This is a genomic window from Streptomyces corchorusii, assembly GCF_001514055.1.
In the GTDB taxonomy this organism is placed as follows: Bacteria; Actinomycetota; Actinomycetes; order Streptomycetales; family Streptomycetaceae; genus Streptomyces; species Streptomyces olivaceoviridis.
The window spans coordinates 148,647-172,881 of the sequence record NZ_KQ948352.1 but is presented as its reverse complement, the minus strand read 5'-3'; the positions used below and the strand labels follow the sequence as shown (position 1 = coordinate 172,881).

The 24,235-nt window shown below is 72.4% G+C and carries 24 protein-coding genes; 13 read left to right on the top strand and 11 right to left on the bottom strand.

From position 1 onward, the window contains the following. Nucleotides 1-3: 3 nt before the first annotated feature. From AQJ11_RS04920 to AQJ11_RS04895, 6 genes are all read left to right on the top strand, one after another. Complete coding sequence (locus tag AQJ11_RS04920; RefSeq protein ID WP_014675834.1) at nt 4-1,212, top strand: pyridoxal phosphate-dependent aminotransferase; 1,209 nt, start codon at nt 4-6, stop codon at nt 1,210-1,212. Nucleotides 1,213-1,381: 169 nt separating this feature from the next. After that, on the top strand, nt 1,382-3,208 hold the full coding sequence (locus AQJ11_RS04915; RefSeq protein ID WP_244218109.1) for a trypsin-like serine peptidase: 1,827 nt from the start codon (nt 1,382-1,384) through the stop codon (nt 3,206-3,208). Nucleotides 3,209-3,239: 31 nt separating this feature from the next. Then, entirely contained in the window at nt 3,240-3,779 is a 540-nt protein-coding gene (locus tag AQJ11_RS04910) for a DUF4232 domain-containing protein (RefSeq protein WP_244218108.1), read from the top strand. Between the two features lie 112 nt (nt 3,780-3,891). Further along, a complete protein-coding gene (locus AQJ11_RS04905; RefSeq protein WP_059262000.1) occupies nt 3,892-4,494 on the top strand; it encodes a histidine phosphatase family protein in 603 nt (200 codons plus the stop codon). An 84-nt stretch (nt 4,495-4,578) separates the two neighbouring features. Beyond that, nucleotides 4,579-5,199 carry a hypothetical protein gene (locus AQJ11_RS04900; RefSeq protein ID WP_014675830.1) on the top strand — a complete coding sequence of 207 codons (621 nt, stop codon included), beginning with the start codon at nt 4,579-4,581 and terminating at the stop codon, nt 5,197-5,199. A 52-nt stretch (nt 5,200-5,251) separates the two neighbouring features. Beyond that, a complete protein-coding gene (locus tag AQJ11_RS04895) occupies nt 5,252-5,674 on the top strand; it encodes an acyl-CoA thioesterase (protein ID WP_014675829.1) in 423 nt (140 codons plus the stop codon). 13 nt (nt 5,675-5,687) lie between these two features. On the opposite strand, the gene AQJ11_RS04890 is transcribed toward AQJ11_RS04895, so the two are convergent. Beyond that, a complete protein-coding gene (locus tag AQJ11_RS04890; RefSeq protein ID WP_175252304.1) occupies nt 5,688-6,089 on the bottom strand; it encodes a winged helix-turn-helix transcriptional regulator in 402 nt (133 codons plus the stop codon). A 118-nt stretch (nt 6,090-6,207) separates the two neighbouring features. Between AQJ11_RS04890 and AQJ11_RS04885 the strand changes: the two genes are divergently transcribed. Continuing rightward, the gene (locus AQJ11_RS04885) at nt 6,208-7,647 is read left to right on the top strand and encodes an MFS transporter (RefSeq protein WP_059261999.1); all 1,440 of its coding nucleotides are present in this window, start codon (nt 6,208-6,210) and stop codon (nt 7,645-7,647) included. Nucleotides 7,648-7,833: 186 nt separating this feature from the next. Here AQJ11_RS04885 and AQJ11_RS04880 read toward each other — a convergent pair whose 3' ends face one another. The 8 genes from AQJ11_RS04880 to AQJ11_RS04845 form a co-directional block, all read right to left on the bottom strand. Then, nucleotides 7,834-9,201, bottom strand: coding sequence for a nucleobase:cation symporter-2 family protein (locus AQJ11_RS04880; RefSeq protein ID WP_059261998.1), 1,368 nt, complete (start codon nt 9,199-9,201; stop codon nt 7,834-7,836). 277 nt (nt 9,202-9,478) lie between these two features. Beyond that, on the bottom strand, nt 9,479-10,864 hold the full coding sequence (locus AQJ11_RS04875; RefSeq protein ID WP_059261997.1) for an 8-oxoguanine deaminase: 1,386 nt from the start codon (nt 10,862-10,864) through the stop codon (nt 9,479-9,481). Nucleotides 10,865-10,932: 68 nt separating this feature from the next. Further along, a complete protein-coding gene (locus AQJ11_RS04870; RefSeq protein ID WP_059261996.1) occupies nt 10,933-12,345 on the bottom strand; it encodes a nucleobase:cation symporter-2 family protein in 1,413 nt (470 codons plus the stop codon). A 64-nt stretch (nt 12,346-12,409) separates the two neighbouring features. Beyond that, nucleotides 12,410-13,333 carry a factor-independent urate hydroxylase gene (gene pucL, locus AQJ11_RS04865; protein ID WP_059261995.1) on the bottom strand — a complete coding sequence of 308 codons (924 nt, stop codon included), beginning with the start codon at nt 13,331-13,333 and terminating at the stop codon, nt 12,410-12,412. A 7-nt stretch (nt 13,334-13,340) separates the two neighbouring features. Further along, the gene (gene uraH / locus AQJ11_RS04860; protein WP_014675822.1) at nt 13,341-13,739 is read right to left on the bottom strand and encodes a hydroxyisourate hydrolase; all 399 of its coding nucleotides are present in this window, start codon (nt 13,737-13,739) and stop codon (nt 13,341-13,343) included. Between the two features lie 4 nt (nt 13,740-13,743). Further along, complete coding sequence (gene uraD, locus AQJ11_RS04855; RefSeq protein ID WP_059261994.1) at nt 13,744-14,256, bottom strand: 2-oxo-4-hydroxy-4-carboxy-5-ureidoimidazoline decarboxylase; 513 nt, start codon at nt 14,254-14,256, stop codon at nt 13,744-13,746. Nucleotides 14,257-14,407: 151 nt separating this feature from the next. Then, nucleotides 14,408-14,719: a helix-turn-helix domain-containing protein gene (locus tag AQJ11_RS04850; protein ID WP_078611993.1), complete on the bottom strand. Its 312-nt coding sequence runs from the start codon at nt 14,717-14,719 to the stop codon at nt 14,408-14,410. A gap of 47 nt (nt 14,720-14,766) precedes the next feature. Continuing rightward, a complete protein-coding gene (locus AQJ11_RS04845; RefSeq protein ID WP_079082220.1) occupies nt 14,767-15,042 on the bottom strand; it encodes a YkoF family thiamine-binding protein in 276 nt (91 codons plus the stop codon). Nucleotides 15,043-15,190: 148 nt separating this feature from the next. On the opposite strand from AQJ11_RS04845, the gene AQJ11_RS04840 reads away from it, so the two are divergent. From AQJ11_RS04840 to AQJ11_RS04830, 3 genes are all read left to right on the top strand, one after another. After that, nucleotides 15,191-16,039, top strand: a complete 849-nt coding sequence (locus AQJ11_RS04840; protein WP_059261993.1) for a TIM barrel protein — start codon at nt 15,191-15,193, stop codon at nt 16,037-16,039. A 28-nt stretch (nt 16,040-16,067) separates the two neighbouring features. Further along, nucleotides 16,068-16,955: a 2-hydroxy-3-oxopropionate reductase gene (locus AQJ11_RS04835; protein ID WP_014675817.1), complete on the top strand. Its 888-nt coding sequence runs from the start codon at nt 16,068-16,070 to the stop codon at nt 16,953-16,955. A gap of 206 nt (nt 16,956-17,161) precedes the next feature. Continuing rightward, nucleotides 17,162-18,625, top strand: coding sequence for a catalase (locus AQJ11_RS04830; protein WP_059261992.1), 1,464 nt, complete (start codon nt 17,162-17,164; stop codon nt 18,623-18,625). Nucleotides 18,626-18,935: 310 nt separating this feature from the next. On the opposite strand, the gene AQJ11_RS04825 is transcribed toward AQJ11_RS04830, so the two are convergent. Then, nucleotides 18,936-20,168, bottom strand: a complete 1,233-nt coding sequence (locus AQJ11_RS04825) for a Shedu anti-phage system protein SduA domain-containing protein (protein WP_244218107.1) — start codon at nt 20,166-20,168, stop codon at nt 18,936-18,938. A 78-nt stretch (nt 20,169-20,246) separates the two neighbouring features. On the opposite strand from AQJ11_RS04825, the gene AQJ11_RS04820 reads away from it, so the two are divergent. Together AQJ11_RS04820 and AQJ11_RS04815 are read left to right on the top strand one after the other, a co-directional pair. Next, complete coding sequence (locus tag AQJ11_RS04820; RefSeq protein WP_014675814.1) at nt 20,247-20,480, top strand: hypothetical protein; 234 nt, start codon at nt 20,247-20,249, stop codon at nt 20,478-20,480. Between the two features lie 165 nt (nt 20,481-20,645). Continuing rightward, nucleotides 20,646-21,341, top strand: coding sequence for a DUF2207 domain-containing protein (locus AQJ11_RS04815; RefSeq protein ID WP_059261990.1), 696 nt, complete (start codon nt 20,646-20,648; stop codon nt 21,339-21,341). Nucleotides 21,342-21,424: 83 nt separating this feature from the next. Here AQJ11_RS04815 and gcl read toward each other — a convergent pair whose 3' ends face one another. Next, nucleotides 21,425-23,212: a glyoxylate carboligase gene (gcl, locus tag AQJ11_RS04810; protein WP_107120785.1), complete on the bottom strand. Its 1,788-nt coding sequence runs from the start codon at nt 23,210-23,212 to the stop codon at nt 21,425-21,427. Nucleotides 23,213-23,436: 224 nt separating this feature from the next. On the opposite strand from gcl, the gene AQJ11_RS04805 reads away from it, so the two are divergent. Further along, entirely contained in the window at nt 23,437-24,234 is a 798-nt protein-coding gene (locus tag AQJ11_RS04805; protein ID WP_244218106.1) for a hypothetical protein, read from the top strand. The last annotated feature ends 1 nt before the right edge of the window (nt 24,235 follow it).

Genomic DNA, 24,235 nt, shown 5'->3' with positions numbered 1-24,235 from the left:
CGCATGGAGTTCCGGCAGTCCAACAAGCTCAGCGAGGTGTGCTACGAGATCCGCGGCCCGGTGATCGAGCACGCCAACGCGCTGGAGGAGGCGGGGCACAGCGTGCTGCGCCTGAACACCGGCAATCCCGCGGCCTTCGGCTTCGAGGCGCCGGAGGAGATCCTCCAGGACATGATCCGGATGCTGCCGCGGGCCCACGGCTACACGGACTCCCGCGGCGTCCTCTCCGCCCGCCGCGCGGTCGCCCAGCGCTACCAGGCCCTGGGCCTCGACGTGGACGTGGACGACGTCTACCTGGGCAACGGCGTCTCGGAGCTGGTCTCCATGGCCGTACAGGCGCTGATCGAGGACGGCGACGAAGTCCTCGTCCCCGCGCCGGACTTCCCCCTGTGGACCGCCGTCACCACGCTGGCCGGCGGTAAGGCCGTGCACTACCTGTGCGACGAACAGGCCGACTGGAACCCGGACCTGGCCGACATGGCGTCGAAGATCACCGACCGCACCAAGGCCGTGGTCATCATCAACCCGAACAACCCGACCGGCGCGGTCTACCCCAAGGAGGTCGTCGAGGGCATCCTCGACCTGGCCCGCCGGCACGGCCTGATGGTGTTCGCCGACGAGATCTACGACCAGATCCTCTACGACGACGCCGTCCACCACTCGGCCGCGGCGCTCGCCCCCGACCTCGTCGTCCTCACCTTCTGCGGCCTGTCCAAGACCTACCGGGTGGCGGGCTTCCGCTCCGGCTGGCTGGTGGTCACCGGGCCGAAGCAGCACGCCAAGGACTACCTGGAGGGCCTGACCATGCTGGCCTCCATGCGGCTGTGCGCCAACGCGCCCGCCCAGTACGCCATCCAGGCCGCGCTCGGCGGACGGCAGTCCATCGGCGAACTCACCGTGCCCGGCGGGCGGCTGTACGAGCAGCGGAACGTGGCCTGGGAGAAGCTCAACGAGATCCCGGGCGTGTCCTGCGTCAAACCCAAGGGCGCGCTGTACGCGTTCCCGCGCATCGATCCCAAGGTGCACCCGATCCACGACGACGAGAAGTTCGTCCTGGACCTGCTGCTGCGCGAGAAGATCCAGGTGGTCCAGGGCACCGGCTTCAACTGGCCCTCCCCCGACCACTTCCGCATCCTGACCCTGCCGCACGCGGACGACCTGGAGGCGGCGATCGGCCGGATCGGCAGGTTCCTCAGCGGCTACCGGCAGTAGGCGCCTGGCCCGTTTCGCGCATTCGTGCGAAGATCACCCCCGTTGACGACCGGGGGACCGCCGCGGGGCGGGCCGCCCCTCGGCCGCCGGTGCGCGCCCGACCAGCGCCGCACCCCCCTGGTCCGGTTCGAGCGGACCGCTCGGACACGTCAGACCAGGGGGAGTCGCAGTGTTCTCGTACGGACAACGCCGTACGCGCGGAAGGCGCCGTACGGCCGTCGCCGTGCTGTGCGCGGTGATACTCGGGCTCACGGCGCCGGGCGCCCGGGCCTCAGGCGGGCCCCGGCCGGCCGCGCCCACCGCCGGGCAGGAGGCACGGCAGGCCGCGCGGTTCTGGACCGCGCAGCGCATGGCCGGCGCCCGGCCGCTGGACGCGGCGCGGCACGTGCCGGCGGAGCCGGGGGCGGCGACCGCGGCGGCGGGCCGGCCGAAGGGCACCCTGTTCACGGGAACCCGCCTGGTGGGCACGTTCTTCGGCGCCGACGGACCGGGCGGCACCACCTGGCACTGCACCGGCAGCGTGATCGACACCAAGGCGCGGAACATCGTCCTCACCGCGGCCCACTGCGCGCTGAACATGACGGACGACTACATCTTCGTCCCGAAGTTCGTGAAGGGCGCGGCCCCCGACCGGCAGCCGTACGGCATCTTCCACATCCAGCGGATCTTCATCGATCCCCGGTACGTGCCCGACCGCGGTTCGGCCACCACCAAGAAGGCCGCGTCCGACCTGGACACCGCGTTCGCCCGGGTCTCGGCCAACCAGCGGGGCACCTCCCTCCAGGACGCCGTGGGCGGCGGCCTGACCTTCACCCGGCCGGCCGGCTACACCCACCGGAACGTCACCGTCGTCGGCTACCCCTCGCACCGGCACAACAGCGCCGGACGCGCCGTCAGGTGCACGGTCCCGACCACCCAGCTGCGCGGCTACCGGCAGCTGTCGATGACCTGCGGCGGCTACTACGGCGGTGTCTCCGGCAGCCCGTGGATCACCGACTACCAGGACGACGCCCGCACCGGGCACGTCATCGGCGACCTCGGCGGCTACAACGGCGGCGGCAACGACGCCGACGCCGACTACATCAGCTACGCCGCCGCGTTCGGCGCGGATGCCGCGAACCTCCTCGCCGACGCCGTCGCCGACCAGGCCCCGCCCGCCGACCTGCCGCCGTACCGGGGCCTGAAGGGCAGCCTGCCCGGCGGCGCGGCACGCTGGCGCAAGGCCGCGCTCATGGCGTCCGGCGACTACACCGGCGACCGGCACGGCGATCTGCTCGTGGTCTGGCCGGACGGCGGGGTCACCCTGCACCCGGGCGACGGCAAGGGCGGTTTCCTGGCCGAGAAGCGGCTGCGGCGGGCCAACTCCACCTGGACCCACGCCCGCACCCTGACCGGCGGCACCTTCACCGGCGGCACCCGGTCCGGCCTGCTGGTGCGCTGGTCCGACGGCGAGGTCACCCTCTACCCGCAGCCGGGCCCCTCCGGCCTGGGCCGGGAGATCCGGATGGCACCGCCCGGCCCGGCGTGGAAGAAGGCCGTCCAGTTCACCTCCGGGGCGTTCCGGGCGGACGGGGGCACGGGGCTGCTGGTGCGCTGGGCCGACGGCGCGCTCACGCTGTACCCGCGGATCGGAACCGGTGGCCTCGGCACCGGCACGCGGCTCGTCGCGGCGAACGGCACCTGGACCAAGGCCGCCCTGCTGGCCGGCGGCGACTTCGACGGTACGGCCGGCGGGGACCTGCTGGTGCGCTGGGCGGACGGCGCGCTCGACACGTACACCGGCACCTCGGCGGCGGGTCTCGGCACCAGGACACGGGTGCGCGGCCCGAACAGCCTGTGGCGGCACGCGCAGGCGCTGACCGTCGGCGGCTTCCGCCACGGCGACCCGGGGAACGACCTCGTCGTGCGCTGGTCCGACGGGGAGACGACGCTGTACGCCGACACCGGCACGAAGGCGGTCGGCACCGAGCACACACTGGTCCATCCCGGCACCTGACCGCGCCACCACGTACCGTCCAGGGGGAACCATGCGCGTGACCACTCGCCTCGCCGGCGGCCTGGCCCTGCTGACGGCCGGCCTGACGCTGACGGCCTGCGGCACCGGCACGACCGCCGCACCGGACGCCACCGCACCGCCCTGCCGGACCGGCTCACTGGCCTGGACGCTGTCCCTGCTCGACGGGGACGGCACGGGCGCCGGCCGGGCCGACGCGCGGCTCACCGCCGTCAACAAAGGCCCCGGCGCGTGCGTGTTCGCGGGCTTCCCGGCCCTGGAGATCCACAACGGCAAGGCGGAGAGCGTCGAGGGCACCGGGCAGGGACGTCCGGCCCCCCTCGCCCTGCCCGTCAGGGCCTCCGTGACCGTGGACCTCCGCTACACCCGCCGTGGCACGAAGGGCGCGGACACGCGGTGCGTGCGGCAGACCGAGGTCTCGGTCCGGGCCCCGCACGACACCCGCGGCGCGGTCGTCCCCGTCACGGACGCGCACGGGAAACCCGCCGCGATCGACGCCTGCGGGGAGACCCTCGCCATGGCGGTGCCGCGCCGCACACCGGCCGGGTCCTGAGCCGGCGGGCGTCCGGACCGCGAGCCGCCGCGCGAAGGCCGTCGCCCCGCGGACCGGCCGTCTGGCGCAGTCCGTCCTGCGGGCGGCGGGCGCCCTGTGCCACCGTGCCGTCATGGGTGACCTCTTTCTCGTGCGGCACGGTGAGACCGAGTGGTCGCGGTCCGGGCGGCACACGGGCCGGACCGACGTACCCCTCACCGAGCACGGGCGGGAGGAGGCGCGCCGGCTGGTCCCGCTGATCCGCTCGCACCGGATCGGGGCGGCGTTCGTCAGCCCCTTGCAGCGCGCCCGCGAGACCGCCGAGCTCATCGGCGTCCCGGACGCCCGGGTCGACGCCGACCTCCACGAGTGGGACTACGGCGGCTACGAGGGCGTGACCACCGTGGACATCCAGCGGAGCCGGCCCGGTTGGTTCCTGTTCACGGACGGCGTCGCCCCCGGGCCGCCGGACCACCCGGGCGAGACCCCCGAGCAGGTCGGGGAGCGCGCCGACCGGATGCTGGCCAAGGTCGACGCGGCGCTCGGCAACACCGAGGGGGTCGTCGTACTGATCGCCCACGGCCACTTCCTCCGCGTCCTCACCGCCCGCCGCCTGGGCCTGCCGCCCCGGCACGGCGCCCTCTTCCAGCTCGCGACGGGGGCACTGTGCCGACTCGGCACGGAGCACGGCCGGCCGGTCATCGCGGGGTGGAACATCCGGCCCCCGGGGGAGTGAGGGCCGCCGCGGGTGGAGCCGGCGTTGTCGGACCCGGGCCGTACTCTGCGAGTGGGTCACCCGTTCGGCAGGAAGGAGCCCTCCGTGAGCCGACCGCCCACCCCCGCGCAGCGGCGGGTGATCGAGGACGCCGATCCGGTCACCGGCCGGCTGCGCGGTACCGACGCCCAGCTCGCGGCGCTGGTGAAGCGGGGGCTCGCCTTCCGGCATCCCCGGCCGCCGCACGACCACTTCCTCACCCCGGCGGGCCACCGGATACGGGACGCGGTGCCCGAGCCGCCGGCGGAGCCGGCGCGGGACACCGGCGTGTTCACGGCCCGCGTCGGCGGCGAGGAGGAACCGCCCGCGTCCGGTCCGGCGCGGCGGCGCGAGGTGCACAGTGCCTGGCAGGGGCTGCTGGAGCTGCGCCGGATGACGAATCCCGACGGCGCGGCGGACCGGCCGTGCGGGTGGGAGCGGACGCATCTGGTGCGGGCCGCGGCGCTCGCGCTGGAGGCGGCCGGGCACCGGCCGGCGGACGCGGACGCGGACGGCTACCGGGTCCGGGCGACCCCGCAGCCGGAGGCGGTGGCGGTGTACGCGCCGGACGCGCGGACGCTGGCCGCCTGTGCGGTCACGCTGGAGCGGGCCGGCTGGCAGGCGGGCGAGTACACCGAGCCCCGGACGAGAGCGCGCTATCTGCTGGCCTCGCCGCGCCGGGTGTGACCGGCGTGTCAGGATCGGTCGACCGGAGAACCGAACAGGAGAAGGGCAAGCAGTGGCCGAACCGTTTTCCGTCCGTGTGACCGTCCGCGGCTACGAGACCGATGTGCAGGGGCACCTCAACCAGGCGGTGTACCTCAACTACGCGGAGCACGCCCGCTGGTCGCTGCTCCAGGCGGCCGGGATCAGCCAGGCCCGGCTGGTGGGCCGGGGCGTGGGCCCGGTGGCGCTGGAGACGACCATCCGCTACCGCCGTGAGCTGCTCGCCGGCGACGAGGTCGACGTGACCTGCGCGTTCGAGTGGGGGGAGGGCAAGACCTTCCGGATCCGGCAGGAGATCGTGAAGGCCGACGGCACCCTGGCGGCCGAGGTCGTCGCGGTGGGCGGCCTGATGGACCTGGCCGCGCGCAAGCTGCTGGCCGACCCCCGGGAGGTGTTCGGGGAACTGGCGACGGACCCCGGCCTGTTCGGCCTGTAGGCCCGCCGGGGGCCTACGCGTCGAGCGACTCCGGCCGGTGCTCGGCGTCGTAGGCCGCCCGCGCCTCGGCGACGTACACCCGGTTGCGCTCGGCCCAGTCGGTCAGCCGTTGCAGGGTGTCGTGCAACTCGTGGGCGACGGGCGTGAGTTCGTACTCCACCTTCGGCGGCACCGTCGGATGGACGGTGCGGGTCACCAGGCCGTCCCGTTCCAGGTTGCGCAGGGTGAGGGTCAGCATGCGGCGGCTGATGCCCTCGATGCCGCGCTCCAGCTCCGTGAACCGGATGGGGCCGTGCGCGGCGGCGACGAGGATCTGCACGCTCCACTTGCCGGCCACCCTGTCAAGAACTTCGCGGACGGGGCACGCGTGCGCGTTCACTGCCTGGACGGTAACACCGGTGTTCCCCTGGGACATCGGACTGCCTCCTTACGCCGGCCCTCATGGTCACCCACGATGATCCCCGTTACAAACCGTGCACCAAGGTGCGCGGGAAGAACCGGAGAACGCGGGAAGAACGGGGAGGCGGCACACGATGTCGGCCATGATCGAGAACAGTCCGTCACCGGTGGCGGTGGCCGCGGGAGCACGGTACTCCCGCTGGACTTCCCTCGCCGTGCTGTGCGCGGGCACGCTGATGACGGTACTGGACGGCAACATCGTCACGGTGGCGATGCCCGCCGTCCAGAGTGACCTCGGCTTCAGCGGGCCCGGGCTGGCCTGGGTCGTCAACGCCTATCTGATCGCCTTCGGCGGACTGCTGCTGCTGGCGGGACGGCTCGGTGACCTGGTGGGCCGCAAGCGGATGTTCACGGCGGGGCTCGCGGTGTTCACGCTGGCGTCGGTGCTGTGCGGGACGGCGACCGGGCAGGGCATGCTGATCGCGGCGCGGGCGGTGCAGGGCGCGGGCGGGGCGATGGCCTCGGCGGTGGTCCTCGGGATGCTGGTGGCGCTGTTCCCCGAGCCGCGCGAACAGGCCCGGGCCATCGCGGCGTTCAGCGCGGTCGGCGCGGCGGGCGGCGCGCTCGGCACCTTCCTCGGCGGCGCTCTGACCGAGGCCCTGAGCTGGCACTGGATCTTCCTGATCAACCTGCCGATCGGGGTGGCCGCGTGGCTGGCCGCGGTGCGGGTGCTCACCCCGGAGCCCGGCGCCGGGCTCGGCCGGGGCGCCGACTACCCCGGGGCCGCGCTGGTCACCGGCGCGCTGATGCTCACGGTGTACGTGATCGTCGGCGCGGGGGACCGCTCCCGCACCGTCACCCTGCTGCTGGCCGCCCTCGCCCTCGCCCTGTTCGCGGCGTTCGCCCTGCGCCAGGCCCGGGCCGCGCGCCCGCTGCTGCGGCTGCGGCTGTTCCGCTCCCGGCTGCTGACCGGCGCCAACGCGGTCCAGGTGCTGATGATCGCCACGATGTACGGCTTCCAGTTCATCGGCGCGCTGTATCTGCAACGGGTGCTCGGCTACGGCGCGCTCGCCACCGGCACCGCGTTCCTGCCGGCCCCGATCACGATCGGTGTGCTGATGCTGGGGCTGTCCGCGCGGACCGTGGCCCGGTTCGGCGGGTACCGGGTGCTGCTGACCGGCCTGGTGCTGATCACGGCGGGCATGGCCCTGCTGGGCCGGGCGCCCGCCGACGGCTCCTACGGCACCGATGTGCTGCCGGCGATGCTGCTGCTGTCCGCAGGGTTCGCGGCGGCCATGCCGGCACTCACCGGGCTGGCGATGTCGGGCGCCCGGGCACAGGACGCGGGACTCGCGTCCGGGCTGTTCAACACCACGCAGGTGGTGGGCGGTTCGCTGGGCCTGGCGGTCCTGTCGACGCTCGCGGCGAGCCGCACCGAGGGCCTGCTCGCCGCCGGCACGTCCCTGCTGCCCGCGACCGCCGAGGGCTACCGGCTGGCGTTCACCGTGGCCACGGGCATCGCGGCGGCGGCCCTGCTGCTGGCGGCCCTGGTCCTGCGCGAACGCCGCGCCTGAGGCCGGGCGGCGCCGTGTCGAGCCCAGTCCGTACCTCTCCGCCGGCATCGAGGCCGACGGTCCGACCGCCGAGGGTACGACTGGACGTTCCCGGACTGGTACCTGGTCCGCCCGACCGGGAGCGCGTGGCCGGGGGGACGGCGTCGCCGCCGTCTCCCCCGGCCGGTTGAGCTCCGACCGCCGGCCTCAGTGCGCGGCGGCGATCTCCTGGCCCGACTCCATGGGGTGGGTGACGTCGTGGGCCTCGCGGCCCTTGCCCAGGTGGTTGAAGAGGAGGTTGAGCACCACGGCGGTGACGCAGCCCGTGGAGATGCCCGAGTCCAGGACGATCTTCGCGGTCTCGGGGAACGCGTGGTAGAACTCCGGCGCGGTGATCGGGATGATGCCGACCGCGAGGGACACGGCCACGATCAGGACGTTGTTGTCCCGGTCCAGGCCGGCCCGGACCAGGGTCTGGATGCCGCTCGCGGCGACCGAGCCGAACAGGACGACGCCGGCGCCGCCGAGGACCGGCCGGGGTACGACCGCGATGAGCGAGGCGGCCATCGGGCACAGGCCCATCAGGACCAGGAAGCCGCCGCCGGTCGCGACGACGTACCGGCTGCGGATCCTCGTCATCGCGACCAGGCCGATGTTCTGGGCGAAGGCGCTGCACATGAAGCCGTTGAACAGCGGGCTGATCGCGGAGCCGAGGGTGTCGGCGCGCAGGCCGGCCGCGATGGTCTTCTCGTCCGCGGGACGCTCCACGATCTCGCCGAGCGCCAGCATGTCGGCGGTCGACTCGGTCATCGAGACCACCATCACCACGCACAGCGAGAGGATCGCGGCGAGCTGGAACTGCGGGGCGCCGAAGTGGAACGGGGTGGGGAAGCCGACCACGTCCGCGTGGGCGACGGGGCTGAAGTCCGTGACGCCGAACGGTATCGCGACGAGCGTGCCCACGATCAGGCCGAGCAGGACGGCGATCTGCTTGACGAAGCCGCGGGTGAAACGGCGCAGCAGCAGGACGATGAGCAGGGTGATGCCGGCGAGGGTGAGGTAGGTCGTGGAGCCGTAGTCGTCCGCCCGGGGATCGGGGCCCTGGGCCCAGCCGAAGGCGACCGGCAGCAGGGACACACCGATCAGGGTGATGACGGAGCCGGTGACGACGGGCGGGAAGAAGCGGACCGCCTTGCAGAAGACGGGCGCGGCGAGGAAGCCGAGGAGGCCGGCGACGATGACCGCGCCGAAGATGATCGGCAGGGCGTCGGACTTGTCCTCGGTGGAGGCGACGATCGCGGTCATGGGGGCGACACCGGCGAAGGTGACGCCGTTGACGAAGGGCAGCCGGGCGCCGATCTTCCAGAAGCCGAGGGTCTGGAGGAAGGTGGCGAGGCCCGCGGTGAACAGGCAGGCACCGGTGAGGAAGGTCAGGTCGGTCGCGCTCAGGCCGATGGCCGCGCCGACGATGAGCGGTGGGGCGACGACCCCGGCGTACATGGCGGCCACGTGCTGAAGGCCGCTGGTCGCCATGTTCAGGGCGGGGAGTTTCTCGTCTACGGGATGGTCGGCCACGGCGGGTCCTCCGGGCGGGTAACACGTCGTCGACGACGTGGGTTTCATGGAGGTGGTGCGGGTGGGCATGGGGGCACCTCCCTGTTCGAGCGAAGCCGAGAACTGGGGGAGGGACCTGGGGGGCGAGCGGTGGGGGGCGAGCGGTGTGGGGGTGACCGTCCCCGGGGCGCGTGTGTGCACCCGCCCCGGGGACGGCTGCCGTGGATCCCGCTCGGATCCACGGGTCCCGGCCGGGAGCCGTCCCTCCCGGCCGGAGTCTGTGCGGGCCCGAGCCGGATCAGGCCTGTGCGGCGATACGGGCCAGGCGCTGGGCCTCCGCGCGGGTGGCGACGGCGATGGCGTCCTCGTCCACGGTGAGCAGGCGGCCGTTCCGGACGATCTGCCGGCCGTTCACGAAGGACGCGGTGACCGGTGCCGCGGCGCCGAAGACCAGTGCGGTCACCGGGTCGGCGATGGAGGCGTGGGCGAGGGTGTCCATCTTCCACAGCACCAGGTCGGCGAGTTTGCCGGGCTCCAGCGAGCCGATCTGCTCCGCCCGGCCGAGGACCCGGGCGCCGCCGTGGGTGCCGAGCCGCAGCGCCTGGCGGGCGTTCAGCGCGGCCTCGCGGTGGGCTCCGAGGCGGTTGATCAGGAGGGCGTTGCGCAGTTCGGTGTGGAGTTCGCCGGACTCGTTGGAGGCGGTGCCGTCGACGCCGAGGCCGACCGGGACGCCCGCCTTGAGCATGTCGGGGACGCGGGCGATGCCGGCCGCGAGACGGGCGTTGGAGGACGGGCAGTGGGCGACGCCGGTCTTCGTGCGGGCGAACGCGGCGATGTCGGAGTCGGTCATGTGGACGCAGTGCGCCATCCACACGTCCTCACCGAGCCAGCCGGTGGACTCGAAGTAGTCGGTCGGGCCCATGCCGAACAGCTCGTGGCAGAACTTCTCCTCCTCCACCGTCTCCGAGCCGTGGGTGTGCAGCCGTACGCCGAGACGGCGGGCCAGTTCGGCGCCCTCGCGCATGAGTTCGGTGGAGACGGAGAACGGCGAGCAGGGAGCGACCGCGACCTGGGTCATCGCGTCGAAGGAGGCGTCGTGGTGCTCGCGGACGGTCTCCTCGGTGGCGGCGAGGGCGCCCTCCAGTGTCTCGACGGCGAAGTCCGGGGGCAGCCCGCCGTCCTTCTCGCTGCGGTCCATCGAGCCGCGGGCCAGCGTGAAGCGGACGCCCGTCTCGGCGGCGGCCCGGATGATCGAGCCGGACAGGTCGCCGGAGCCGTGCGGGTAGACGTAGTGGTGGTCCATGGCGGTGGTGACACCGCCCCGGGCCATCATGGCGAGCGATCCCCGCGCGGCGGCGTACGTCATCTGCTCGTCGATGCGCGCCCACGTGGGGTAGAGCGCGACCAGCCAGTCGAACAGGTTGTGGTCGGTGGCCAGGCCCCGGGTGATCCACTGGTAGAAGTGGTGGTGGGTGTTGACCAGGCCGGGCGTGGCCAGGTGGCCGGTCGCGTCGATCCGGCGCACCACGTTCTCCAGACCCTCCGGGGCCTTGCCCGCGCCGACCGACTCGATGCGGTTGCCGGCGAGGACGAGGTGTCCGCAGGCGTACTCCGTGTCGCCCGCGTCCACGGTCGCGATGGCGCAGTTCTCGATGACGGTGCGCTCGGCTGCCGATGGAGCCATCGTGCTTCCTTGTCTTTCGGTGACGGCCCGTGGCCGGGGGAGGTCCACGGGAAGGGCACGGCAGGACCCTAGGAGGATTTGAGTGCCGGGGCGGGCTGCCCGCTCCGGGTGCCGAGGTGGTGGAAGAACAGGTTGAGCAGGACCGCGACGAGCGCGCCGGCGCTGATGCCGGAGCCGAGCACGGTCTGCGCCCAGGCCGGGAAGCCGGCGTAGAAGGTCGGCGCGGCCAGCGGGATGATGCCGGCGCCGAGGGCCACGGCCACCAGGATGATGTTGGAGCTGTCGTCCAGGCCCGCCTCGGACAGCGTACGGATGCCGCTGACGGCGATCGAGCCGAACAGGACGATGCCCGCGCCGCCGAGGACCGGCATGGGGACCAGGGAGACGACCGCGCCGAGGACCGGGAAGGCGCCGAGGACCAGCAGGGCCCCACCGGCGACGGCGACGACGTACCGGCTGCGCACCCGGGTGAGGGAGACGACGCCGACGTTCTGGGCGAAGGCGGAGGTGGGGAAGCCGCCGAAGACGGGGCCGAGCAGGGTGGCGATGCCGTCGGTGCGCAGGCCGCGGGTGATGGTCCGCGCGTCGGCGCGGCGGTCGCAGATCTCGCCGAGGGCGAGCATGCCTGCGCTGGACTCGGTCATCAGGACCAGCGTCACGATGCACAGGGAGAGGACGGCCGCGGGCTGGAACTCGGGGGCGCCGAAGGCGAACGGCGTGGGCAGCGCGGCGACGGGCGCGGACGTCAGGCCGCTGAAGTCGGCCATGCCGAAGGGGATCGCGGCGAGGGTGCCGATGAGCAGCCCGGACAGCAGCGCGATCTGCCGGACGAAGCCCTTGCCGAAGCGCTGGATGAGCAGGATGACGGCGAGGGTGAACCCGGCGAGCGCGAGGTGCCGCATGGCGCCGAAGTCGGCGGCGGTCTTGTCGCCGCCCTGTGCCCAGCCGACCGGCACGGGCATCAGCGTGACGCCGATCAGGGTGATGACGACGCCGGTGACCAGGGGCGGGAAGAAGCGGAGCAGCCGGCCGAAGAACGGGCCGAGGGCCAGGCAGAAGGCGCCGGCGACCATCACCGCCCCGTAGATCGCGGGGAGTTGGTGGCCCTTTCCGTTGCTCTCGGCGATCGCGAGGATCGGGGCGATGCCGGCGGAGGAGGCGGCGTTGACGAAGGGCAGCCGGTTGCCGACGAGGCCCTTGACGCCGAGGGTTTGCAGGACGGTCGCGACACCCGCGATGAGCAGGCTCGCGGCGATCAGCCGGGTGCGGGCCGCGATGTCGAGTCCGCAGGCCTGGCCGATGATGAGCGGAGGAGTGACAACGCCCGCGTACATCGCGGCGATGTGCTGGAGCGCGGCGGGGACGAGCCGCGGGAGGTGGAGCTTCTCGTCCACCGGGTGCACGGACGTGACGGCGTCCTCGGTGTGCTCCGGCGGGGTGGAACTGGGGGCTGTGGCGGGCCCCTTCGCAGGCTGTGCCATTTCGTTCCCTCCGGTGTGGCGGGCCCCCGGGCCCGGTGGCGGGGCCGGGGGCGCGCGTCCCGCGTCAGAGGTTGGTCATGTCGACCGGGATACGGGCCTCACAGCCGTCCCGCAGGATGGTGGCCTCGATGAGGCCGTAGGGGCGGTCGGCGGCGAAGTAGACCTCGTTGTCGTTCTTCAGTCCGAACGGCTCCAGGTCCACCAGGAAGTGGTGCTTGTTCGGCAGCGAGAAGCGGACCTCGTCGATCTCGCCGCGGTTGTTGATGATGCGCGCGCCCATCTGGTACAGCGTCTGCTGGAGGGAGAGGGAGTACGTCTCGGCGAAGGCCTGGAGCATGTGCTTCTTCGTCTGCTCGTAGGACTTCTCCCAGTGGGGCATCTTCTGCTCGTCGTCGGTCCAGTTGAACCGCCAGCGGCCGGAGACCTCGGTGGCCAGGATGCGGTCGTACGCCTCCTGGAGGGTGGTGTACTTGTCCTTGACGTAGCCCCAGAACTCGGAGTTGGTCGAGTTCATCACGACCAGGTCCTTCAGGCCGGAGATGACCTCCCACCGCTCGCCGTCGTAGGTGATCTGGGTGAGGCGGGTCTCCTGGCCCCTGCGGACGAAGGAGTGCTTGACCTCGTCGGCGCCGATGAACCGGGAGTTGGCGTCGGAGGTCTCGATCCGCTCCCAGCCGTACTCCTCGATCCGGATCCGGGCGCGGTGGATCGGCTCCTGGCTGGTGACGAAGTGCCGGGCGAGGTGGATGCCGAACTGCTCGGCGGACTCGATGCCGTACTCCTTGGCGAACGCGTACACCGTGTTCTTGGTGGTGTCGGTCGGCAGGACGTTGGCGTTGGAGCCGGAGTAGTGGACCTCGTCCATGTCGCCGCTCAGTGCGACGGAGACGTTGAGGTCCTTGATGTGGTGGGTGGCGCCGTCCCGCGTGATCTTGACGACTCGGTTCTCGGCCTTGCCGTACTGGTTCTGTCCCAGGATCGTGGGCATGTGTCTGCTAGCTCCCTCGGTAAACGGAGTAGCCGAACGGGTTGAGCAGCAGCGGTACGTGGTAGTGCTCGCCCGGTACGACGGCGAACGTGATCGCCACCTCCGGGAAGAACACGGACGACGCACCGCTGTCCCGGTTCGCGGGGGCGTCCTGCTGCGCATCGGCTTGCTTCTTCGCGAAGTACGGCTCCACCTCGAAGTCGAGCCGTACGTGGGTGGTCCCCTCCGGCAGGGCCGGCAGGTCCTTGCACCGGCCGTCGGTGTCGGTCGCGGAGCCGCCGAGCGCCTGCCAGTCCGCCTTCCGTCCGCTGCGGGCGAAGAGGCGGACGGCGACGCCCTCGGCGGGGCGGCCGATCGAGGTGTCCAGGATGTGCGTGGACACGGAGGCGGTGGTGCTGGTGCTCATGGTGTCAGGCGTCCTCTTCGACGAGTCGGGCCAGCCGGATGCGGTTGATCTTGCCCAGCTCGGTGCGGACGATCTCCCGCTCCTGCTCCGGCGCGTTCCCGATCCGCTCCTTGACCGCGTCCCGCATCTGCTCGCCGGTCCGCCCGGTGGCGCAGATGAGGAAGACGTGGCCGAACTTCTCCTGGTAGGCCAGGTTCAGTTCGAGCATCTCCGCCTTGAGCGCGTCGGAGGCGCCGGCCATGCCGCGCTGTTCGCGGGCGGAGGCCGGGTCGCCGGGCTTGGGCCGCCCGATCGGCGGGTGCCCGGCCATCGCCTCCTCAAGGTCCGCGGTGGTCAGCTCGGCCATGGCGGCGTCGCTGGCGGCGTACAGGTCCTCCGGCGTGGCGTAGGGGCGGGTGGCGAGCAGCCGCCGGGCCCACTCGGTGGAGGCGCACGCCTCGTGGAGGGCGGCGAGGGCCGCGCGCTCCTCCAGATCGTTGAACCGGGCCAGGCCCGGGGGCGTGGAAGTCGACATCACGGGAGCCTCCGTGGCCGCGTTGGGCCGTCGTGCTGATCGGGCTGCCGATAGCTAACGCCCTCGGAAACATCACGTCAACACTTTGTTGAAGATTCCGCGTAACAAGCCGGACCGGGCCCGGACGGCACCACGAACCCCGCTTCCGGCCCGGTCAGGAACCCTTCTCCCGGTTCAGATAGTTGTAGACCGTGAACCGGCTGACGCCGAGCGCGCTCGCCACGGTCTCCACGCCGTGCCGCACGGCGAACGCGCCGCGCGCCTCCAGACTGCGCACGACTTCCTGTTTGGCCTTGCGGTCCAGGTCGGCCAGCGGCCGGCCCTGCCGGCGCTCCATGGCGGCGAGGATGTGGTCCAGGGAGTCGGCGAGCTGGGGCAGGCGTACGGCGACGACGTCGACGCCCTCCCAGGCGAGCACGACGTCCTCGGGGCCGGCCTCGTCGGGCGGGAGCATCTCCCCGCCCATGGCGTCGACCAGGGGCTTCACGGCCGCGATGAACGGCTCGTCCCCGCTCACCTGCCGCCCTCCGCGGTCCCGTCGCCGTGCACGTCGCCGATCACGTTGACCTGGAGCGAGACCCGGGTGGCGCCGGCCTCCAGGGACTTGCGCAGCAGCGCGTCCACCGCGGTGAGCACGCGATCGGCGACGCCCTCGGCCGTGTTGCCGAACGGGCCGACGTCGACGGCGTCCAGCCCGGCCGTCTCGATGACCTCCCGCGCCACCAGGGCGTGCGCGGGCGCCTCGTCCAGGTCGAAGGGTTCGGTCGTGAACTCCACTCTCAATCGCACGCGCTCAACCTAACGCCCGGCGCGGATTTTCGGGCGGCCGGCGACCGGCCCCCCTTGACAAGCTCCGACACCCGACGGCAATCTTCCATTAAGCAGAAACAAACTTCCGCAATACGGAATCTCGACCACGGAAGGGAGCGCGGCCCGAATGCCGGGTTTCGAGTGGAGCACCGCCGCAGACCAGCGCTTCAACGTCAACCTGTCGATCCTCTTCACCGAACTCCCGCTCCTGGAGCGTCCCGCGGCAGCCGCCGCGGCGGGCTTCTCCGCGGTCGAGCTGTGGTGGCCCTGGGTCGACTCCCCCACCCCCGCCCGGTCCGAACTGGACGCCCTGAAGAAGGCGATCGAGGACGCGGGAGTCCGGCTCACGGGCCTGAACTTCTACGCCGGACGGCTGCCGGGCCCGGACCGCGGCGCCCTGTCGATCCCGGGCGAGGAGTCGGAGAGGTTCCGCGCCAACATCGACGTCGCCGCGGACTTCGCGGCCTCCCTCGGCTGCACGGCCCTCAACGCGCTGTACGGCAACCGCGTCGAGGGCGTGGCCCCGGCCGAGCAGGACGCGCTCGCCCTGGAGAACCTGGCCCTCGCGGCCCGCGCGGCCGACCGGATCGGCGCGGTCCTGCTGATCGAGGCCCTCAACAAGCCCGAGTCGCCGCTGTACCCGCTGGTGAGCGCGCCCGCCGCCGTCGCGGTCGTGGACCGGGTCAACGAGGCGACGGGCCTTGGGAACGCGAAGTTCCTGATGGACCTGTACCACCTGTCCATGAACGGCGAGGACCTGCCCGCGGTCATCGACCGGTACGCCGCGAAGACCGGCCACGTGCAGATCGCCGACAACCCGGGCCGCGGCGCCCCTGGCACGGGCTCGCTGCCGCTGGAGGACCTCCTCGGCCGGCTGAGGAAGGCCGGTTACGACGGCTGGGTCGGCCTGGAGTACAAGCCGGGCGACCGCCCGAGCGCCGAGGCCTTCGACTGGCTGCCCCGCGCGGCCCGCTGACCACCCCGCACTGAGAAAGGCACCCCCGATGAGTCTTCCCAAGATCGCCTGGATCGGCCTCGGCATCATGGGCTCCCCCATGTCCGAGAACCTGATCAAGGCGGGCTACGACGTCACCGGCTACACCCTGGAGCGGGAGAAGCTGGACCGGCTGGCCGCCGCCGGCGGTACGGCCGCCGCCTCCATCGCCGAGGCCGTGCGGGACGCCGACGTGGTGATCACCATGGTGCCCGCCTCCCCGCAGGTCGAGGCCATCGCCTACGGCCCGGACGGCATCCTGGAGAACGCCAGGCCGGGCACCCTGCTGATCGACATGTCCTCGATCACCCCGCAGACCTCCGTCGACCTCGCGCAGAACGCGAAGGAGAAGGGCATCCACGTCCTGGACGCGCCCGTCTCCGGCGGTGAGGCCGGCGCCGTCGAGGCCGTACTGTCGATCATGGTCGGCGGCGAGCAGGCCGACTTCGACCGGGCCAGGCCGGTCTTCGAGGCGCTCGGCAAGACCATCGTGCTGTGCGGTCCGCACGGCTCCGGCCAGACCGTGAAGGCGGCCAACCAGCTGATCGTCGCCGTCAACATCCAGGCGTGCGCGGAGGCCGTGGTCTTCCTGGAGAAGTCGGGCGTGGACCTGAAGGCCGCGCTGGACGTGCTGGGCGGCGGCCTCGCCGGCTCGACCGTGCTGGCGCGCAAGAAGGACAACTTCCTGAACCGCGACTTCCAGCCGGGCTTCCGCATCGACCTGCACCACAAGGACATGGGCATCGTCACCGACGCCGCCCGCACCGTCGGCGCGGCGCTGCCGGTCGGCGCCGTGGTCGCCCAGCTGGTCGCGTCGCTGCGCGCCCAGGGTGACGGCGGCCTGGACCACTCGGCCCTGCTGCGGGCCGTGGAGCGCCTGTCCGGCGCCCAGGTCTGACGGTTCCTCGCAGACTTCCGGGCCGCGGCGCCGCCGACACCTGTCCTGTCGCGCCCAGGCGGCGCCGCGGCCCGGAACCACCTTCGCCCCGGCTCGACCCCGGCACCGATTTCGGTTCAACAAACTGTTGACGCTCAGATCGCCCCGCTTCTAGGCTCCACGAAGCGGAAACAGGTTTCCGCTGACACCCGCACGGAAGGTCCACGATGTCGCAGCGCGTGCTCACCACCGAGTCCGGCGCCCCGGTCGCCGACAACCAGAACTCCGCCTCCGCCGGCGTCGGCGGCCCGCTCCTGATCCAGGACCAGCACCTCCTGGAGAAGCTCGCGCGCTTCAACCGCGAGCGGATCCCGGAGCGTGTGGTGCACGCCCGTGGCTCCGGCGCGTACGGCCACTTCGAGGTGACGGACGACGTCACCGGCTACACCCACGCCGCCTTCCTCGGCGAGATCGGCAAGCGCACCGAGGTGTTCGTGCGCTTCTCGACCGTGGCCGACTCGCTCGGCGGCGCGGACGCCGTCCGCGACCCGCGCGGTTTCGCGGTGAAGTTCTACACCGAGGAGGGCAACTACGACCTCGTCGGCAACAACACCCCCGTGTTCTTCATCAAGGACCCGATCAAGTTCCCCGACTTCATCCACTCGCAGAAGCGGGACCCGTTCACGGGCAGGCAGGAGCCGGACAACGTCTGGGACTTCTGGGCGCACTCCCCCGAGGCCACGCACCAGGTGACCTGGCTGATGGGCGACCGCGGCATCCCGGCGTCGTACCGGCACATGAACGGCTACGGCTCGCACACCTACCAGTGGACGAGCGCCGAGGGCGAGGCCTTCTTCGTCAAGTACCATTTCAAGACGAACCAGGGCATCCGCTGCCTGTCCGCCGAGCAGGCGCAGGAGCTGGCCGGCAAGGACCCCGCCTCCCACCAGACCGACCTGCTCCAGGCGATCGAGCGGGGCGTGCACCCGTCCTGGACGCTGTACGTGCAGATCATGCCGGCGGCCGAGGCGGCGGACTACCGCTTCAACCCCTTCGACCTGACCAAGGTGTGGCCGCACGGGGACTACCCGCTCCAGCGGGTGGGCCGCCTGGTCCTCGACCGCAACCCGGACAACGTGTTCGCCGAGGTCGAGCAGGCCGCGTTCAGCCCGAACAACTTCGTGCCCGGCATCGGCCCGTCCCCGGACAAGATGCTCCAGGGCCGCCTGTTCGCCTACGCCGACGCCCACCGCTACCGCCTCGGCGTCAACCACACCCTGCTCCCCGTGAACGCCCCGAAGGCGGTCCCCGGCGGCGCGCGGAACTACGGCCGGGACGGCTTCATGGCGCTCAACGCGCAGGGCCGCCACGCCAAGAACTACGAGCCGAACTCCTACGACGGCCCGGTCGAGACCGGCCGCCCCCTCTCGGCTCCCCTGGCGGTCTCCGGTCACACGGGCACCCACGAGGCGCCCCCGCACACCAAGGACGACGACTTCTTCCAGGCGGGCGAGCTGTACCGCCTGATGTCGCCGGAGGAGAAGTCCCGCCTGGTCGCGAACATCGCCGGCGGCCTCTCGCAGGTCTCCCGCGACGATGTGATCGAGAAGAACCTGGCCCACTTCCACGCCGCCAACCCCGAGTACGGCAAGCGCGTGGAGGAGGCGGTCCGCGCCCTGCGCGAGGACTGAGCACCGGGAACCGCCAAGCGGCGTACGGCATCTGACGGGAGGTCACGATGTCCGCACGCGGCCCGCGCGGCACGCCGGACGGCCCGGATGAGGGGTGGCCGCCGGGCGGAGCGCGCGGGCGGGGCGAGGACCGCGGTGGCCTGCGAGCCAGTGCGGTGGTGAAGGACCCGCGTCCCCTTCTCGACCAGAGGGAAGGGCACCCGGTTCCGTCGCGTCCACCGCGGTCCCACCCGGCCCCTCGCGAGGGGCCCACCCACCCCGTCCGGCGGCGCGAACGACCTGTCGCGCCCAGCCTCGCGCCGTCGGACGGCTACCAAGCGCTCCCGGCACCGGGGTCACGTCCCCCGGCGAGGGAGCGTTCGGCGTTGTCCAGCAGCTCTTTGTAGGTGAGCACCTCGACCCGGGTGACGTGCGAGTTGAAGGTCCGCAGGGCCTCGTTGACCTCCCGTTCCGGTACGTCGGGGTGCAGACCGGGATGACCGACGAGCACCAGCGCGCCGGCGCGCCGGGTCTCGATGCCGAACTCGTCACGGATGCGGGTGCGGTGCTCGTCCAGTCCGACCAGGTAGTTGACGGCCTGACCGACGGCCTCGTGGACCTGCGCCGCCGGCACCCAGGCGTTGCGCTGGCGTTTGACCAGCGGGGGCGTGAGGCTCATGGCCCGCTTGAGCTCGACGACGTACAGCGCCCCGTCACCACGTATGAGCGGGATGTCCACCTCGTCCCCGGGCACCAGCCGGCGCCGCGCGGCCTCGCCGACGAACCGGCCGCCGAAGATCCAGTGGTTCCCTTCGAGGGCGCGTTGGAGATCCGCCTCGGTGGCCGCGCGGTCCTCCACGACAGCCCGCAGCGCCTTCAGCCGCTCGGCGCGACGCCGCAGCTCGGCGGCCCGCAGGACGAGCTGTCCCGCACGGTCGGCGGCGAGCAGGGAGACGGCCTGCGCCGAGCCGGCGATCCTGCGGGCCGACTCCGCCGGGTCCGCGACGTCGATCCGGTCACTCCTGAGCAGCCGCTCCAGCCACAGCGAGATCTCGGCCGCCCCGCGGGGGATCACATAGCGCCCCGGGCGTTCCTCGGGGGCCCGCAGGAACGCGGCGTCCTCCCCCTGGGCCCGGAAATGGTCCAGCGTCTCCTCGGCGCCCGCACCGGGATGATCCCTCAGGTAGGCCTCGCCCGCGGCGACCATCCACTGGTGCATCGCCCGCAGGCTGCTCGCCACGAAGTCACGGGACTGCTCCCTGCGCGCCCCGTCCTGGAAGATCCGGTACCGCTCCTGGAAGTCCTGTTGCAGGATGCGGCCCTCCGCGTAGTCCAGCGAGTCCTGCAAGAGCCGCACGACGTGCCACTCCCCCGCCTCCGCCGCCGTGCCCCGGGCGGCCTCCATGAGCCTGACGAGTTCCCTGCCCTGTCTGCGTCGGCCGCGGCTGCCGCTGCCCATGTAGGTGAAGACCGCGTCCACCGCCGACCGCACGGCCTCGCCGGCGGCCACCCCGCGCACCTGCCCGAGCTGCCGCTCCAGCACCATGTCGCTCCGCACACTCATGGACGGCAGTGTGCACGCCGCCACTGACAGTCGCCGTCCCGGCGTGCAGATCCGCCTCCCGCGCCGCAGGCTGAAGGCATGGCCAATCCGACCGACTACCCGCACATCGTGGTCCACCCCCCGGCCCTGGACGGTTCCCGGCGGGTGACCGAGGGGGACGTGACGCTGGGGATCGCCTCGCATCTCGACGACGTCGTGGAGATCCTGCGGCTGGCCGATCTGGACCGGATCGAGGTGGAGCAGAGCGATTTGATCGAATGGCAGGGCGGCGGCCCGGACGACTGGCCGGGGCTGTCGGAGCACGAGTGGTGACGGCGGCGCGTACGGCAGCGGTCGTAGACCGGGTGCGCAACCCTCAAATCAACCTCTGAAGACCGCGGCGGGGGGCTTCAACCACCCCGGTGCCAGGGCACATTAACGGCACACGGGGCCCGTCGGCACGGGGGCGACGGGCCCCGTACGGGGGGGGGGTGTCTCATGAGCCGTACGACGTCGAATCCGGCGGACCCTCGCGCGGTGGCGCTGTTGCGCGGGGGCGATCGCGCCGCCCTCACCGTCGCCGTGCTCGGGATGCATCTGCGCGGGGCGGTCGAGGCGGGCCGGCCGGGCACGCTGCGCAAGACCGCGACCGGCAGCGCCGAGCCCCTCCGGCATCCGCTGGAGAAGGCCGTGCGCACCGCCCTCTACCGGCCCGCCGGTCCCCGGGAGCTGCCCGCCCGCGCGGTGGTGCGGCGGGCCCTCGCCCGGATGCGGGCCGAGTTGGCGGCGGAGGGGCTGCTGCGGGTGCTGCCGCCCGGCCGCACCCGTGCCGCCCGCCGTCTGCTGGCGGACCTCCGCGAGCGCCGTCCGCTCCCCGAGGGGCCGGACGGACTGGCGGAGGACGAGGTGCTGCTCGCCGTCGCGCTGTACGGCGAGCGGGCCCTGACCGCCCTCGCCCCGCGTTTCGCCCGGGAAGCGGGGCTCACCGGCCGGGGCGCGTTCGCGGACGAGGGCCGCTTCCCGTTCGGCCGGGGCAACAGCCTCCGCCACATCACGGGGGGCGAAGGCGCGTACGACGGCTGGGACGGCGGTGGGTACGGCGGGCACGACCACGGGGGCCACGGCCACGGCGGGCACGACTACGGGGGCCATGACTACGGGGGCGGGTTCGGCGGAGGCGGCGGGTTCGGCTGAGGGCCGGGCGGGTGCGCGTACGACGCGGGGGCGGCCCGTCCGGATGACGGGCCGCCCCCGCGGTGCGCGGTGCGCGCGGTCGGTCAGACCTTCAGCGGCTTGACGGACGTCGGCGCGTGGCCGGGCTCGGTGGCCAGGTCCTCGAACTCGCTGATGTCGCTGATGTCCATGGTGCGGCTCATGGAGATGTTGGTGATCCGCTCCAGGATCGCCTCGACGACGACCGGCACCCGGTACTCGGCGGCCAGCTTCTTCGCCTGCTCGAAGGCGGCGCCCAGCTCGTCCGGCTCGGTGACCCGGATCGCCTTGCAGCCCAGCCCCTCGGCCACCTTGACGTGGTCGACGCCGTAGACCCCGATCTCGGGGGCGTTGATGTTCTCGAACTCCAGGTTCACCTGGAAGTTGATGTCCAGGCCGATCTGCGCCTGCCGGATCAGGCCCAGGTAGGCGTTGTTCACCAGCACGTGGACGTACGGGATCCGGTGCTGCGCGGCGACCGCGAGCTCCTCGATCAGGAACTGGAAGTCGTAGTCCCCGGAGAGTGCGACGACCGGGGAGTCCGGGTCGGCCTTGGCGACGCCGATCGCGGCCGGGATGGTCCAGCCGAGCGGGCCGGCCTGGCCGCAGTTGATCCAGTGGCGCGGCCGGTAGACGTGCAGCATCTGCGCGCCGGCGATCTGGGAGAGGCCGATCGTGGTGACGTAGCGGGTGTCCGGGCCGAAGGCCTTGTTCATCTCCTCGTACACGCGCTGCGGCTTCATCGGCACGTTGTCGAAGTGCGTACGGCGCAGCAGCGTGGCCTTGCGCTCCTGCGTGGCGGCGACCCAGTCGGAGCGGTCGGGGAGCCTGCCTTCGGCCTTGAGCTCCTTCGCCACCTCGACGAAGAGCTCCAGCGCGGCCCTGGCGTCGGAGACGACCCCGTAGTCCGGCGGGAAGATCTTGCCGATCTGGGTGGGCTCGATGTCGACGTGGACGAACGTGCGGTCACCGCGGTACACGTCGAGCTTGTAGCCGGTGTGGCGGTTGGCCCAGCGGTTGCCGATGCCGAGGACGAAGTCGGAGGCCAGGAAGTTGGCGTTGCCGTAGCGGTGCGAGGTCTGCACCCCGACCATGCCGGCGTTCAGCTCGTGGTCGTCGGGCAGCGCGCCCCAGCCCATCAGGGTCGGGATGACCGGGGTCCGGGTCAGCTCGGCGAACTCCACCAGCAGGTCGGTGGCGTCGGCGCCGATGACGCCGCCGCCGGCGACGATGACGGGACGCTCCGACGCGAGGAGGAAGGCGATGGCCTTCTCGATCTGGGCCCGGGTCGCGGCCGGCTTGTAGACGGGCAGCGGCTCGTACGTCTCCGGGTCGAACTCGATCTCGGTGAGCTGGACGTCGATCGGCAGGTCGATCAGGACCGGGCCGGGGCGGCCGGAGCGCATCAGGTGGAACGCCTGCTGGAAGACGCCGGGGACCTGCGCGGCCTCCAGGACGGTCACCGCCATCTTCGTCACCGGTTTGGCGATGGAGGCGATGTCGACGGCCTGGAAGTCCTCCTTGTGGATCACGTGGGTGGGCGCCTGGCCCGTGATGCACAGGATCGGGACCGAGTCGCCGATGGCCGAGTACAGGCCGGTGATCATGTCGGTGCCGGCCGGGCCGGAGGTGCCGATGCAGACACCGATGTTGCCCGGCGCGGTCCGGGTGTAGCCCTCGGCCATGTGCGAGGCGCCCTCGACGTGGCGGGCGAGGGTGTGGTCGATGCCGCCGCCCTCCTGGAGGGCCTTGTAGAACGGGTTGATCGCCGCGCCCGGCACACCGAAGGCGTCGGTGACGCCCTCGCGCTTGAGGATCTCAACTGCCGCGCGGGCAGCGGTCATACGAGCCATCGAGTACTCCTGCTTCGGCTGTCGGATGCGTACTCCCGTCGCGCCCCGCGGTGAGCACCCACACCTTCCGCATAGCGGAAACTGACTTCTACTATCTGGAAGCAATGTAAGGGGGTGGGACAAGGCCGTCAAGAGTGCTCCGGACACCGGCAAGCGCCGGACAGGAGCGGCCGGAGAGGAGCACCATGGGAGCGCCGTCCCGACGCGACGCCTTGGAGTGGGCCATGCCCGAGAGCGTTCCGGTGCGTTGCCCGGCCTGCCGGCGCGCACACGTCTACACCGCGCCGGCGTATCCCTGCGCGTGCGGGGCACCGACCGCGCCCCGGCTGGATCCGGCGGCCGAACCGGCCGTGGCGGCGCACCGCGCCTGGGACGACGAGTGGCTCACGCTGCCGTGCGCCGTCTGCGGGCGCCTGGGCCACTGGCCCCACCCGGAACTGGGCTGCCCGTGCGGCACGGTCCTGCGCATCCCGGTGACGGGGGCTCGGGCGGCGGAGCCGACGGCGGGGGCACGGGGACCGGCCGGCGCATGGGGATCACCGGGGACGCGGGAACCGGTCGGACCCCAGGCCCCGGCGGACCCACAGGGACCCGCCGGCCCGCACCGTCCCCCCTTCCAGCCCCGCACCATCCGCACCGCCCGGGACGCCGTCACCACCGCCGCGCTCTACCTCCGCTGGCTCGGCTACCGGGACATCCGCCGGGCGGACCAACGGCCGCCGAACGGCATCGGACTCGCCGCCCGCGGGCTGCTCGCCCAGGTGGACCCGACCGTGCGGCCGGCCGGGCCGAGGGACGTGGAGTGCCTGTGGCTGACGGCGATGACCGAGTCCGCCGCGTGCGCGTACTTCTCCCTCGCCGGCTACACCGACGCCGCCCGGTGCGGCGCGGACGCCCTCGTCGTCCCGCTGTTCGTGCTCGACCTCGCGGGCGTCCCGCAGCCGGTGAACGACCCCGCCGACACCCTGCGCACCACGGGCGCCCCGGAACGGGGAACGAGGGCCCGGGACGGACTGGCCTGAC

Bases quoted from the DNA above. Each gene is read 5' to 3' on its own strand.
- AQJ11_RS04850 (WP_078611993.1), bottom strand. From the start codon at position 14,719: ATGGGCGGGGAGATGCTCCCGCCCGACGAGGCCGGCCCCGAGGACGTC.
- AQJ11_RS04875 (WP_059261997.1), bottom strand. From the start codon at position 10,864: ATGGCTCCATCGGCAGCCGAGCGCACCGTCATCGAGAACTGCGCCATC.
- AQJ11_RS04890 (WP_175252304.1), bottom strand. From the start codon at position 6,089: ATGTCCCAGGGGAACACCGGTGTTACCGTCCAGGCAGTGAACGCGCAC.
- AQJ11_RS04870 (WP_059261996.1), bottom strand. From the start codon at position 12,345: ATGGCACAGCCTGCGAAGGGGCCCGCCACAGCCCCCAGTTCCACCCCG.
- AQJ11_RS04905 (WP_059262000.1), top strand. From the start codon at position 3,892: ATGGGTGACCTCTTTCTCGTGCGGCACGGTGAGACCGAGTGGTCGCGG.
- AQJ11_RS04910 (WP_244218108.1), top strand. From the start codon at position 3,240: ATGCGCGTGACCACTCGCCTCGCCGGCGGCCTGGCCCTGCTGACGGCC.
- gcl (WP_107120785.1), bottom strand. From the start codon at position 23,212: ATGGCTCGTATGACCGCTGCCCGCGCGGCAGTTGAGATCCTCAAGCGC.
- AQJ11_RS04885 (WP_059261999.1), top strand. From the start codon at position 6,208: ATGTCGGCCATGATCGAGAACAGTCCGTCACCGGTGGCGGTGGCCGCG.
- AQJ11_RS04805 (WP_244218106.1), top strand. From the start codon at position 23,437: ATGCCCGAGAGCGTTCCGGTGCGTTGCCCGGCCTGCCGGCGCGCACAC.
- uraH (WP_014675822.1), bottom strand. From the start codon at position 13,739: ATGAGCACCAGCACCACCGCCTCCGTGTCCACGCACATCCTGGACACC.
- AQJ11_RS04815 (WP_059261990.1), top strand. From the start codon at position 20,646: ATGAGCCGTACGACGTCGAATCCGGCGGACCCTCGCGCGGTGGCGCTG.
- AQJ11_RS04820 (WP_014675814.1), top strand. From the start codon at position 20,247: ATGGCCAATCCGACCGACTACCCGCACATCGTGGTCCACCCCCCGGCC.
- pucL (WP_059261995.1), bottom strand. From the start codon at position 13,333: ATGCCCACGATCCTGGGACAGAACCAGTACGGCAAGGCCGAGAACCGA.
- AQJ11_RS04835 (WP_014675817.1), top strand. From the start codon at position 16,068: ATGAGTCTTCCCAAGATCGCCTGGATCGGCCTCGGCATCATGGGCTCC.
- AQJ11_RS04920 (WP_014675834.1), top strand. From the start codon at position 4: ATGGAGTTCCGGCAGTCCAACAAGCTCAGCGAGGTGTGCTACGAGATC.
- AQJ11_RS04830 (WP_059261992.1), top strand. From the start codon at position 17,162: ATGTCGCAGCGCGTGCTCACCACCGAGTCCGGCGCCCCGGTCGCCGAC.
- AQJ11_RS04825 (WP_244218107.1), bottom strand. From the start codon at position 20,168: ATGAGTGTGCGGAGCGACATGGTGCTGGAGCGGCAGCTCGGGCAGGTG.
- AQJ11_RS04840 (WP_059261993.1), top strand. From the start codon at position 15,191: ATGCCGGGTTTCGAGTGGAGCACCGCCGCAGACCAGCGCTTCAACGTC.